Source organism: Rhizobium aouanii, from assembly GCF_037002925.1.
GTDB classification, from domain to species: Bacteria; Pseudomonadota; Alphaproteobacteria; order Rhizobiales; family Rhizobiaceae; genus Rhizobium; species Rhizobium aouanii.
The window spans coordinates 421,586-433,713 of the sequence record NZ_JBAMYD010000002.1 but is presented as its reverse complement, the minus strand read 5'-3'; the positions used below and the strand labels follow the sequence as shown (position 1 = coordinate 433,713).

Sequence of the window (12,128 nt, the reverse complement as noted above, 5' to 3'; positions counted from 1 at the left end):
GCCTCCGAAGCGATGCGTCTGCGGCCTCGATAGCACTATCTTTTACATGAAAACAATCGCTGCCGCATCACGCCAGCGCGATCTCCAGCGTCACATCGGCCGGGCGGCGGTTTTCGAGGATCAGCCGGCCGTTCGGCAGGTCATTGCCGTAGACCTTGGCGTTGGCGGCCTCCTCGGTCAGGTTGTAACCGCGCCAGCGCGCCCAGAGCCGCTCCTCGAGCACCTCGATCGGCGGCGCCAGCATGATCGAAAAGTCGAAGATGCCTTCGAGTTCGGCCCATTTGCCGAGCGAAAAGAGCAGATAATTGCCCTCGACGATGATGAAGCGGTGATCGGGGGAAACAGGCCGGGCAGACGCAATGGCGAGTTCGCGCGAGCGGTCGAAGACCGGCACCAGAACCTCCTGATCGGCCAGCCGGACGGCGCGGATGATATCGAGGAAACCGCGGACATCGAAGGTCTCGGGGATCCCCTTGCGCGCCAGCAGGCCGCGTTCGATCAGGATGGCGTTGTCCATGTGGAAACCATCCATCGGCAGAACTTCGGCACTTTCGCCCCTGGCCTTCAGCGCTTCCGCCAGATTGTCGGCCATGGTCGATTTGCCGGCACCCGGCGGTCCGGCGATGGCAACCAGGAAACGCCTGGAATGGCCGGCGCGATCAAGCACCTCGCCGGCGATTTCATCGATGCGTGCGTTCATGCGGCGACGGGCTCCGTCGGCACCGCCTTGGCGCCGGTCATGAAGGCGACGGCGTCGGACATGGTGTATTCCTTCGGATCGATCACCGTCAGCCGCCGGCCGAGGCGGTGAATGTGGATCCGGTCGGCCACTTCGAAGACATGCGGCATGTTGTGGGAGATCAGCACGATCGGCAGGCCGCGGGCGCGCACGTCGAGGATCAGCTCCAGCACGCGGCGGCTTTCCTTGACGCCAAGCGCTGCCGTCGGTTCGTCCATGATGATGACCTTCGAGCCGAAGGCGGCGGCACGGGCGACCGCGACACCCTGGCGCTGACCGCCGGAGAGCGTTTCCACCGCCTGGTTGATGTTCTGGATGGTCATCAGGCCGAGTTCGGTGAGCTTGTTGCGCGCCAGCTTTTCCATGGCCGGCCGGTCGAGCATGCGGAACATCGAACCGAGCACGCCCGGTTTGCGGATCTCGCGGCCGAGGAACATGTTGTCGGCAATCGACAGCGCCGGCGACAAAGCGAGATTCTGATAGACGGTCTCGATGCCGGCCTCGCGCGCTTCCATCGGCGAGCGGAACTGCACCTGCCGGCCTTCCAGCGTGATCACCCCCTCGTCCGGGGTGACGGCGCCCGATATCGCCTTGATGAGCGAGGATTTGCCGGCGCCGTTATCGCCGATGACGGCGAGGATTTCCCCCGGATAGAGGTCGAAATCGGCATTGTCGAGCGCGGTCACGCGGCCATAACGCTTGACGAGACCGCGGGCGGTGAGAAGGGGTTCGCGATCCATGATTACACCGAAACCTTTCTGATCCACTGATCGATGGCGACGGCGGCGATGATCAGCACGCCTGTCAAAAGGACTTTCCATTGCGGGTCGGCGCCGAGCATGTTGAGGCCCATCGAGACGACGCCGACGATCATGGCACCGAAGAGCGTGCCGAGAATGGAGCCGCGGCCGCCGAACAGCGAGATGCCGCCGATCACCGTCGCGGTGATCGCCTGGAGGTTAAAATCGGTGACGGCAGAGGACGGCGAGATCGAGCCGTTGCGGCCGATCGAGACCCAGGCGGCCAAGCCGGCAATGACGCCCGATATGGCGTACACGGTCAGCAGCACCTTCTTGGTCTGAATGCCGGAGAGCTTGGCCGCCTCCGGATCGTCGCCGACGGCATAGACATGCCGGCCCCAGGCGGTGTGATTGAGGACATACCAGAGCACCAGGACGAGCAGCACCATGGCGATGACGCCGAGGGTCAGCACGGCGCTGCCGAGCTTGAAGCTCACGGCGAAAAGATGCAGCAGCGGCGCCTTTTCGTCGACGTCGGTATCGCGGATCGTCTCATTGGCGGAATAGATGAAATTCGTCGCCATGACGATGTTCCAGGTGCCGAGCGTGACGATGAAGGGCGGCAGCTTCATGTAGGCGACGAGGAAGCCGTTCAGCAATCCGCAAAGGCCGCCGACGACAAGCCCGGCGACCACTGCAATCGGCGTCGGTATGCCGTAAGTGATGGCGACATTGCCCATGATAACCGCCGAGATCACCATGATGACGCCGATCGAAAGATCGATGCCGGCGGTCAGGATGACCAGCGTCTGGGCGGCGCCGAGAATACCGACGATGGCGATCTGCTGCAGGATCAGCGTCAGCGTGTAGGACGAGAAGAACCGTCCGCCGATGGTGAACCCGAAGATGATGATCGCCAGCACCAGCACGATCAGCGGCACGGCGGCCGGCGTCGAGTGGAGAAAATGCTGCGCGCGCTTGATCAGCGAGACATTCTCGTGCTCGAAGGAGGCAACGCTCTTGTCGCTGCCGTCGAGGACACGTTCAAATTCCTGTGTTCCGGTCATGGTTCCTCCTCCGCATCCGCGCGCCGAACTCGCGCGGGGGCCGTCACCGATATCCATCCGGTCTTTGATTAGCCGGTTCGTGAGGCGACGGCACATCGTCCGTCGAAAACGGCCGGGGATCAAGCCCCGGCCGATCTGCTTCAATAATCAGGGCTCAGCCCCAGCACTTGTCCGTGCCTTCCTTGGTGTCGATCGACTTGACGCCGGAAACCGGCTTGTCGGTGACGAGCGAGACGCCGGTGTCGTAGAAGGACTTGCCTTCGGTCGGCTTCGGCTTTTCACCATTGTCGGCGAACTTCTTGATCGCCTCGACGCCAAGGGCAGCCATCATCAGCGGATATTGCTGCGAGGTGGCGCCGATGACGCCTTCCTTGACCGACTTCACGCCCGGGCAACCGCCGTCGACCGAGACGATCAGCACGTTCTTTTCCATGCCGACGGCCTTCAGCGCCTGATAGGCGCCGACAGCGGCCGGCTCGTTGATCGTGTGGATGACGTTGATGCTCGGATCCTTCTGCAGAAGGTTTTCCATGGCCTTGCGGCCGCCTTCTTCATTGCCATTGGTCACGTCATGACCGACGATACGAGCATCGTCCTCGTCGCCGATCTTGTTCGGGTCCTTCGGATCGATGCCAAAGCCCATCATAAAGCCCTGGTCGCGTAGAACGTCGACCGTCGGCTGCGACGGGGTCAGGTCGAGGAAGCCGACCTTGGCATCCTTGGCCTTGTCGCCCATCGTTTCCTTGGCCCACTGGCCGATCAGCTTGCCGGCGAGCAGGTTGTCGGTGGCGAAGGTGGCGTCGGCGGCATCGGCCGGTTCGAGCGGCGTGTCGAGAGCGATGACCAGCAGGCCGGCTTCACGCGCCTTCTTGACCGAAGACACGATGCCCTTGGTGTCGGAAGCGGCAATCAGGATGCCCTTTGCGCCGTCGGCAATGCAGCTTTCGATCGCGGCCACCTGGCTTTCGCTGTCACCGTCGACCTTGCCGGCATAGGACTTCAGCGAGACGCCGAGTTCCTTGGCCTTGGCGGTCGCACCTTCCTTCATCTTGACGAAGAAGGGGTTGGTGTCGGTCTTGGTGATGAGGCAGGCAGCCACGTCAGCCGCCATGACAGGAGCGGAAAAGGTGACACCAAGCGCGAGCGCGCCGAAAGCGAGAACAGATTTCTTCATGGAACTCCTCCCAGAGTTTGCCGGCGCCGCCCGTGCGGGGCCGGAATTTAAAGAACGACACTTTGCCGTGGATCGCAATGCCTCCAGCGGTCCCGTGCCCTTGACGACGGCAATTAAGAGCGAAAAGAAATCGCCTTGTCAATAAATAAATCCAATTGAATTATTAATCCGATGTGGCATGCTCCATCGAATTAGGGCATAGGCCAACAATCGGGAGGAGCGGCCATGTCGTCCTTGGATGGACCGGCAAACATACCGGTCCCGCCACCAATTCTGAATCCGGCCGGCGGTGCAAACCAGGTCAGGGTGCGAGCCTATAACGAGCGGCTCGTGCTGTCGCTGGTGCGTCTCTATGGCGCGCTGTCGAAGGCCGATATCGCGCGCCGCAGCGGGCTGTCGGCGCAGACCGTCTCCGTCATCATGCGGGTGTTGGAAAAGGAAGGCCTGCTGTCGCGCGGGGATCCGGTGCGCGGCCGTGTCGGCCAGCCGTCGATCCCGATGCATCTCAATCCCGACGCCGTCTATTCTTTCGGCCTGAAGATGGGCCGGCGCAGCGCCGACCTGGTGCTGATGGATTTCGTCGGCCGCATCCGCATGCAGCTGCATAAGACCTATGCCTATCCGCTGCCGGATGAAATCCTCGCCTTCGTCACCTCGGGCATCCGCGAACTCGAAGAGCGGCTCGACGACAAGCAGCGCGGCCGCATTGCCGGCCTCGGCATTGCCGCCCCCTTCGAGCTCTGGAACTGGGCCGAAGAGGTGGGCGCGCCGGCCGGCGCCATGGAGGTCTGGCGGGAGATCGACCTGCAGGCCGACATCGCCTCCCGCGTCTCCCATCCGGTCTTCATGCAGAACGATGCGACGAGCGCCTGCGGCGCCGAACTCGTCTTCGGCGTTGGGCCGTCCTATCCGGATTTCGTTTATTTCTTCATCGGCTCTTTCATCGGCGGCGGCATCGTCTTGAATTCGGCGATCTTTTCCGGCCGCACCGGCACGGCGGGCGCAATCGGGCCGCTGCCGGTGCGCGGCAAGAATGGCGAGACGAAGCAATTGCTCGAAATCGCCTCGATCTTCGTGCTCGAAAACATGCTGCGCGAGCGCGGCATCGATCCGGAGCCGCTCTGGTATTCGGCCGACGACTGGGTGGATTTCGGCGAGCCGATGGAAGCATGGATCCAGGATAGCGCCAAGGCGCTGGCGCAGGCGATCGTCGCCGCCGCATCGATCCTCGATTTCAGCGCAGCTGTGATCGACGGCGGCTTTCCCAACTGGGTGCGCAGCCGCGTGGTGCAGGCAACCATCGACGAAGCCGCCAAGCTCGACCTGCAGGGCGTCGTCATGCCTGAAATCATCGAGGGCGCGGTCGGCGCCCAGGCGCGCGCCATCGGCGGCGCCAGCCTGCCGATCTTCGCGCGTTACCTCACCGACCAGAACGTACTTTTCAAGGAGGTAGACCATGCTGAAAGGACTTGATCCGCTGTTGAGCCCGGAGCTGCTTTTGACGCTTCGCGCCATGGGCCACGGCGACGAGATCGCCATCGTCGACGGCAATTATCCGGGCGTCGAACATGGCCGCCGGCTGATCCGGCTCGACGGCCACCGCCTCATCCCGGTTCTCAACGCCGTGCTCAGTGTGCTGCCGATCGACGATTTCGTGGCGGAGGCGATCTTCCGCTCGACCGTCAAGGCCGAGCGCGACAAGCTCGATCCCGTGCATGAGGAGATGATCGACTGCTGCGCCCGCCACGAGCCGCACCGGCAGGTGGTGCCGCTGATCGGCCAGGATTTCTACGGACGAGTGAAGACTGCCCATGCGGTGATCCAGACCGGCGAGCCCAGGCTCTATGCCAACATCATCCTGCGCAAGGGTGTGATCTATCCGAAGGAGGCGGACGCCCACGCCGAGGTTGATCCCTTCGTCTACTAAAGCATGATGCCGAAAAGTGTGAGCGGTTTTCGGGCGACATCATGCTCTGACGTAGAACAGGATTCAGATTTTAGGCCAAACTGGCCTAAATCATCCTGTTCCGGCGGGTCATCCGTCTATTTCGACTTCCGCTTCACAGTTTACTGGCGCATTCAAAGGGATGGCCATGCCGATGGACGAGCGGGCGTGGGCGCCAACGCTAGAGCCGTACAGCTCCAGTATCAGATCGGAATAGCCGTTTGTGACCAGCGGCGTCTCATTGAAACCCGGAGCAACATTCACCATGGCGAAGACGCGCAGCCAAGCCGTGACCCGATCAAGGTCTCCGACAGCACGTTTGAGACTGGCGAGATGGGCCAGAGCAACGAGCCGGGCTGACGCGTAACCCTGCTCTGGCGAAACATCCGCTCCGACCTTGCCAAGGGGGCCAGCCAATGTGCCATCGCGGTTGCACGCCACGTGACCCGAGATGTAAGCGCGGGTGCCGCGCACCCGAACCCAGGCGAAGGGCATATGGAGCCCCTCGCGAACTTTCAAAGGTTCGGGCAATTCCAGACCCATTTCGGCCAGATGTTGTTCGATGATGGCCATGGTGCACCTCCCGGTGTGGTTAAGGTACGATGTTGTCGAGCTCCGGCATCAGAACGACGCTCTCGTTGGCTGCGGGGTCGTTGCGGGCACCGAGGAACTCGGCGCTTTCGGTGCTGCGATTGACGGCCACGTGGGGAACGCCGGCCGGAATGAACAGATAGTCACCGGCGTGGACCAATTCGCACCGATCGAGCTCCGGCCCGGACCAGATCTCGATTTCTTGGCCCGCGGTCATCAGAAGGGCCGTCTCGTGTCCCTCATGGCGATGGGCCTTGGTTCGCCTGCCTGCCGGTAGCGATATCATCCCCAGCCACAGCATGCTTGATCCGACGCTTTGTGCCGAGACGCCCGAGCGATAGACCGACCCTTGCTCGGCGACATGGCTGCCGCTCCCGCGTACGACTTTCGCGGTTAATCCATCCGGATTTTTCGCCGGATTTTTCGGTTGCGTTGCTTCGTTCTTCATCGCTCTCACCACTTCAGCCGCTGCACTGGAGCAGACTCTGCGCGTTCAGCCGGCGCAAGTCCTGAAGCGGGGCCGAAAAATCCCGAAAAGTTGCGAAATCGGCGTATCATTCCCGACCATGAACACCCAGCACCTTGCCTTCGGCCACTTCGAGTTCATTGCCGAGAACGGATGCCTGTTTCGCGACAATAGGCCTGTCGCTATCGGCGCCCGAGGTGCTTCCCTTCTTGCCGCTCTGCTTTCGGCACAGGGAGGTGTCGTCTCCAAGTCGGCCCTGATGGATGCGGTTTGGCCCGGACTGACTGTCGAGGAAAGCAATCTTTCCGTTCAGATTGCCGCCCTTCGCAAGCTGCTCGGCGCTGCATCAGACGGCAGCGAATGGATCGTCACGGTCCCGCGGGTCGGATACAGATTTTCCGGTCCGGTGGAGAGCCGGACCGGTGCAGCCGAAAGCGGATGGCACGCGCAGACCAGTTCGATGCCGGCAATTGCGGTACTGCCATTCGAAAATCTCGGCGGTGATGCTGAAAGACAGTATCTGGCCGACGGTATCACCGACGACCTGATCATGGCGCTCGTTCGGTTCAGATGGTTCCGCGTCGCCTCACGTGGGGCGAGTTTCACAAGGAAGGATGGCTCGAGGGATCCGCAATCTATCGCGCGCGAACTCGGCGTCGATTTTCTGGTGGATGGAGCTATCCGGTATACCCGCGATCAGATCCGGATATCGGTGCACCTCGCCGATGCAGTGAAAGGCGCCACCGTCTGGTCCGAATATTACGACCTTCAGGTGGCCGAGGTATTTGCAGTGCAAGACGCCATCGCCGAGCGGATCGCAGCGGCGGTGGAGCCCGAGCTGCTGTTGCGTCATGGGCTTCAGATGGCTCCGCACACCGGCAACATCACTGCCTGGAACCTTGTAAGGCAAGGTACATTCAATTTCCACAAGGTCACGCAGCCCACCCACCTTGTCGCACGGCGATTCTTCCGCGAGGCTGCGGAGCTCGATCCCATGCTTCCAGAGGCGCAGATCTGGCGGGCGCGGGTCAATGCGGGCCTCATTGGCTACGGCTGGACTGATAACCCCGCCGCGGACGGGAAGGAAGGATTGGATGCGGCCCTTCGGGCGATCTATCTCGATGCGCGGAACCCGTACTCGCACTATGCGCTGGCGATTGTGTCGGCTTACACAGGCAGGGCTGACCAGGCGATCCTCGCAGCGGAGCGGTCCATCGAACTCGGTTCGAGCTTCGCCTTGGGGTATCTCGTCTTCGGCATGGCCCGTCTCTTTTCGGGGGATGCGGCCGGCGCGCGGCAGCCCCTGGCTCGCGGCCTCGAACTCAACCCCCATGACCCGCAGAATGGGGTCTGGTTCAGCCTCCTGATGCTTGCACTGTTCTTTTCGGGCGACGTCGAGGGCGCACTCGAAACGGGACGTACGGCGCAAAAGGCGCGGCCTGACTGGCCGGCGCTTCTGCGCATTCAGGCGTGCTGCCATATGGCCGCGGGACATCGTGAGCAGGCCCGCCGCTTTGCTGCGGCTGCGAGCGACCTTCCCGAAGCTGCCGGCGATGCGCTTGGTCCGTTCAGGGATGGCAACAAGGAATGGGCCACGCGCCTGGACGAGCTGCTGCGAGAGGCGGAATTTTAAAACGACCGGTTGGCAAACCCATTCAGGATCGGCGCCGAAGAAGCCTGAGGCCTTGCCATAAGGAGGCCTGCCGCTCGTCGACCGGGACTTCGACGGCCGGTGAAGACCGCCTATGCGGTGATCCAGACCGGCGGGCCCAGGCTCTATGCCAATATCATCCTGCATAGGGGTATGATCTACCCAAAGGGGCGGACGCCCAGGCGCCTTTCGCCACTCGTTCGGTAGATGTTATGGTGCGGTCGGGTGCGTTGGCGTACTGTCGGCCGACCGCCAAATCGCTCGTTAAGCCAAGTGCTGCGAACGGCACCCTCAACACCAGGGGCGGACGTCGAACGGCTGCATGGACATGCGCGGGATCAGGCCGGTGAAGCGATGAGGACAGGGATCTCACATGAGCACGACTCCTCGTCGCAGCACCACCGGTCTGCGCAAGTTTCTGGATCCTGAGCAGCAGCGCGATTGGATAGAAGGCGAGGCGGATTTGATCGACGCCGAAGAGCGCTTGGAGTCCCTGGAACAGCGGTTCAAGTACGTCGCACGGTACGAGAAGCTGCTTCGTCGCCCGCAGGCGAAAGACGTTCTGGAAATTCTCAAGGTATACGGGCAAACCTGCATACCCATCCCGCGCAAGACCGAGCGCCACTACTGGTCGGTTTCGTGCCTGCCCTCGACCTCCGACAAGCCGCTCGTCCGCGTCAATGCGAGCTGGATGGAGCTTTTCACGCTCTACGCCGATGGCGAGGGCCTGCGTGCACGATTCCTGGTGCATCTTTCGCATTTCACCACGGACCACTCACCGGCGCAGGGCGATGTGGACGAGGCTTTTCTCGAGGACTGCGTCACGACGCCCGAAGACGTCGGTTACTTTTTTCCGCGCGGCGAGGACATTTTCGGCATCACCGTGCAGGGCTCCGCCTCGATCCGCAAATTCCTCGCGGAGCGCCGCATCTTGCGCGCCATTCGGACTTTCAATGTGACGCACATGAACCGAGGTCGGAACGCCTATCAGGCAAGCCACTGCTATAGCCTGGGCGATATTATGCTAGCGGGTTGATCGGCTCCGGGATGCGCCCCTACCCCGGCGAGATTTGTGGCTCCCGAAAACACGCGCGGCGCTGTAGGTGCACGATGATCTTTAAGACGCAGCTTCTATCAATTCCTCACTTTTCGCCCAGAGCCGCTTGGCTTTGTCGGCGTCGAGCGCATAGGACCTGACGCCATCGGCAAACGGGTTGGGCGTGTCGTTGATCGGCGCAACGGCGCAATCTTCGAGATAGTGTCCGCCGATCTCGTCCTTGTCGGCCACGACTGCGGCCCAGACCGAGGTTGCCGCCACCTGCGGGATGTCTTTCAGCTCTGCCGGCGGAAGACCGGCTTCGGCGCGGGCTTTGCCAACGGTTTCGAAAAGACGCTGCAAATCTTCCTGCCGGAGATGGCGGGGGAGATCGGTGAGGCTATTGCCGGGCATCACCGAGGCGGCTCGAATGCCGCGATCGCGATGCCGCTTGTCGAATTCCGCGGCGAAAAGAGACGTGGCCGTCTTCGATCGGCCATAAGCGATCCATGGGTCATATGCCTGTCGCTCAAAATTCGGATCGTCCAGACCGACATCGGCGACGCGATGCGCCTGGGACGACAGCACCACCAGGCGGCCATTATCGGCAAGCAGCGGGTCGATCCGATTGACCATAGCGAAATGACCGAGATGGTTGGTCCCGAACTGGAGTTCGAAGCCGTCGGCCGTCCGAGCGAACGGCGTGGCCATGACGCCGGCGTTGGCAATGATGGAATCGAACCGCCGGCCGTCTGCCAACAGCCTGTCCGCACCGGCGCGAACGCTTTGCAGGGATGCCAGGTCGAGCTCGATCAGTTCTAGACTGCCACCGCCTTGCGACGCGGCGTCACGCACCGAGGCCGTGGCGCGCTCGGCTTTGGCCAGGTCCCTGACGGCGCCGACGACACTTGCGCCGTGGGACGCCAGTGCGCGAGCGGTTTCAAGCCCAATACCAGACGATGCGCCGGTAATGAGAAATCGCTTTCCCTTGAGATCAACGCCGGACAGCACCTCGTCGGCGGTCGACTTTGCACCAAATTTCTCGGTCATTTCTTTTCCTTCAATTGCGTGAGTCAGAGTTTCGCCTTGGTCTCCGACGTTCAGATCGCCAGGCCACCGGCCACGTCGATAACGCCGCCGGTGATGTAGCCGCCGTTTGGCCCCGCCAGATGACAGACGAGGGCGGAGACTTCCTCAAGTGTTGCGATCCGGCGGATGGCGTGCAGGTTCATGAGCGCGTCGGGGACACCGTCGCCCAGCACCTCTGCCGCCATGTCGGTCGGCATCACACCCGGCTGGATGACGTTGGCAGTGATATTGCGCCCGCCGAGATCGCGGGCGACGCCCTTGGCATATCCGATGATCGCCGCCTTGGTTCCCGCGTAGTCGGCAGCGCCGGTGAACGGGACGTGGGTGCCGAGAGCCGAGCCGATGAAGATGATCCGGCCGCCATCCGATAGCACCGGCGCTGCCGCGCGCGTGGTCGCCACCGCGCCCATGACGTTGATCTGCCACTGGCGATCGAGATTGACGGTGTCGAGATCGGGGGCGTCGACCGTCTTGCCCTGCACGGCGATCGCCGCATTGTTGACGAGGATATCGAGCTTGCCGAAGTAGGCCACCACCTTCTCGACCAGCGGCCTGGCCGCCGCCATGTCGGCCTGGTCGCTTTGGATCGCCAGAGCCCGCACGCCCCTCGCCCTCAGCGTCTCGACCACGGCTTCGGCCTTTTCGGCAGAGGTGACGTAGCTGATCGCAACATCCGCCCCCTGGCCGGCAAGCGCCTCGGCCGTCGCCGCGCCGAGTCCGCGCGAGCCACCGGTCACCAGGGCGACCTTGCCCTTCAGTATGTTCGACATGAGAATCCTTTCGGGTACTTGATCCGGTCGCCATGTCCTGACGAGCGATATCTATTTCATAATGGTTATTACGATAACGATCGGTATGAAATTTGACATGGACTGTCAACCGGTTTAATAACGGTCATTACGAAAAAAGCTGGATTGACCTTTTGGGACGCCATCGCGAATTCGATGTGGAGAAAGCGCTCGACGCCGCTTTATGCGTCTTCTGGCGCAAGGGCTACGAGGGTGCCTCCTATGCCGACCTGACCGAGGCTGCCGGCATAGAGAGGCCTGCCTTCTATTCTGCGTTCGGCAACAAGGAAGCCCTCTTTCGCCTGGCGCTCGATCGGTACTCCGAGCGATTTCTGCACTATATTCCGGAGGCGCTTCAACTCCCCACAGCGCGCCAGGTTGCTGCGCACATCCTCTTCAATGCAGCCGATCTCAATACGCGTTATCCCGACCATACGGGATGCCTCGGCATCAACGGCGCCGTGGCGGGATCGGATGACGCGGAACCTGTGCGGCAAGCGTTGATCGATTTCCGTGCGGCCGGCCAGGCGCAGCTTCGTGAACGCTTCGAACGGGCAAAGGCCGAGGGCGACTTGCCGGAGACGGCCAAAGCCGATGCCCTTGCAGCCTTTGTGATGGCTCTCACCCATGGCATGGCGGTGCAGGCCAAAGCCGGGTTCAGCCGCGAGATGCTCGAGGCTGTCGTCGAACAAGCGCTGTCCACCTGGCCGACCGGCCGTTCGACCTCCGAAACGTCATCGTAAACCTTAAGTGACAGCTGCCCACGCGCTTGGGATGACCGAGGTCGTCCAGGCGAGAATTTTCGCCGAAAATCACGGGTGCCCGTTGCGTTCTTATTCTTT

Annotated in this window: 14 protein-coding genes; 6 read left to right on the top strand and 8 right to left on the bottom strand. The window is 62.1% G+C overall.

From position 1 onward, the window contains the following. Positions 1–67: 67 nt before the first annotated feature. The 4 genes from V8P77_RS05530 to V8P77_RS05515 form a co-directional block, all read right to left on the bottom strand. Complete coding sequence (locus tag V8P77_RS05530) at positions 68–700, bottom strand: nucleoside triphosphate hydrolase (protein WP_179038681.1); 633 nt, start codon at positions 698–700, stop codon at positions 68–70. Further along, positions 697–1,479 (bottom strand): ATP-binding cassette domain-containing protein, encoded by a 783-nt coding sequence (locus tag V8P77_RS05525; RefSeq protein ID WP_335911158.1) that lies wholly within the window; start codon positions 1,477–1,479, stop codon positions 697–699. The genes V8P77_RS05530 and V8P77_RS05525 overlap by 4 nt, the downstream gene beginning before the upstream one ends. 2 nt (positions 1,480–1,481) lie before the next feature. Next, complete coding sequence (locus V8P77_RS05520; RefSeq protein WP_168337641.1) at positions 1,482–2,546, bottom strand: ABC transporter permease; 1,065 nt, start codon at positions 2,544–2,546, stop codon at positions 1,482–1,484. 154 nt (positions 2,547–2,700) lie between these two features. Beyond that, on the bottom strand, positions 2,701–3,720 hold the full coding sequence (locus V8P77_RS05515; protein WP_017958798.1) for a sugar ABC transporter substrate-binding protein: 1,020 nt from the start codon (positions 3,718–3,720) through the stop codon (positions 2,701–2,703). Positions 3,721–3,945: 225 nt separating this feature from the next. On the opposite strand from V8P77_RS05515, the gene V8P77_RS05510 reads away from it, so the two are divergent. Together V8P77_RS05510 and V8P77_RS05505 are read left to right on the top strand one after the other, a co-directional pair. Further along, positions 3,946–5,193: an ROK family transcriptional regulator gene (locus V8P77_RS05510; RefSeq protein ID WP_335911157.1), complete on the top strand. Its 1,248-nt coding sequence runs from the start codon at positions 3,946–3,948 to the stop codon at positions 5,191–5,193. After that, positions 5,177–5,647, top strand: coding sequence for an RbsD/FucU family protein (locus V8P77_RS05505; RefSeq protein WP_335911156.1), 471 nt, complete (start codon positions 5,177–5,179; stop codon positions 5,645–5,647). Before V8P77_RS05510 ends, V8P77_RS05505 begins: the two co-directional genes overlap by 17 nt. A gap of 108 nt (positions 5,648–5,755) precedes the next feature. Here the strand turns inward: V8P77_RS05505 and V8P77_RS05500 are convergent, their stop codons facing one another. Then, positions 5,756–6,238, bottom strand: coding sequence for a RidA family protein (locus V8P77_RS05500; protein WP_335911155.1), 483 nt, complete (start codon positions 6,236–6,238; stop codon positions 5,756–5,758). A gap of 19 nt (positions 6,239–6,257) precedes the next feature. Beyond that, positions 6,258–6,704 carry a cupin domain-containing protein gene (locus V8P77_RS05495; protein WP_335911154.1) on the bottom strand — a complete coding sequence of 149 codons (447 nt, stop codon included), beginning with the start codon at positions 6,702–6,704 and terminating at the stop codon, positions 6,258–6,260. A 118-nt stretch (positions 6,705–6,822) separates the two neighbouring features. On the opposite strand from V8P77_RS05495, the gene V8P77_RS05490 reads away from it, so the two are divergent. From V8P77_RS05490 to V8P77_RS05480, 3 genes are all read left to right on the top strand, one after another. Beyond that, positions 6,823–8,355 (top strand): winged helix-turn-helix domain-containing protein, encoded by a 1,533-nt coding sequence (locus V8P77_RS05490; protein ID WP_335911153.1) that lies wholly within the window; start codon positions 6,823–6,825, stop codon positions 8,353–8,355. A gap of 99 nt (positions 8,356–8,454) precedes the next feature. Further along, on the top strand, positions 8,455–8,580 hold the full coding sequence (locus tag V8P77_RS05485) for an RbsD/FucU domain-containing protein (RefSeq protein ID WP_373694651.1): 126 nt from the start codon (positions 8,455–8,457) through the stop codon (positions 8,578–8,580). A gap of 166 nt (positions 8,581–8,746) precedes the next feature. Further along, positions 8,747–9,409, top strand: coding sequence for a hypothetical protein (locus tag V8P77_RS05480; RefSeq protein ID WP_335911152.1), 663 nt, complete (start codon positions 8,747–8,749; stop codon positions 9,407–9,409). Between the two features lie 81 nt (positions 9,410–9,490). Here the strand turns inward: V8P77_RS05480 and V8P77_RS05475 are convergent, their stop codons facing one another. Together V8P77_RS05475 and V8P77_RS05470 are read right to left on the bottom strand one after the other, a co-directional pair. Next, the gene (locus V8P77_RS05475; protein ID WP_335911151.1) at positions 9,491–10,459 is read right to left on the bottom strand and encodes an SDR family NAD(P)-dependent oxidoreductase; all 969 of its coding nucleotides are present in this window, start codon (positions 10,457–10,459) and stop codon (positions 9,491–9,493) included. A gap of 50 nt (positions 10,460–10,509) precedes the next feature. Further along, entirely contained in the window at positions 10,510–11,268 is a 759-nt protein-coding gene (locus V8P77_RS05470) for an SDR family NAD(P)-dependent oxidoreductase (RefSeq protein ID WP_335911150.1), read from the bottom strand. 152 nt (positions 11,269–11,420) lie between these two features. On the opposite strand from V8P77_RS05470, the gene V8P77_RS05465 reads away from it, so the two are divergent. Beyond that, positions 11,421–12,029 (top strand): TetR/AcrR family transcriptional regulator, encoded by a 609-nt coding sequence (locus V8P77_RS05465; RefSeq protein ID WP_222421289.1) that lies wholly within the window; start codon positions 11,421–11,423, stop codon positions 12,027–12,029. The last annotated feature ends 99 nt before the right edge of the window (positions 12,030–12,128 follow it).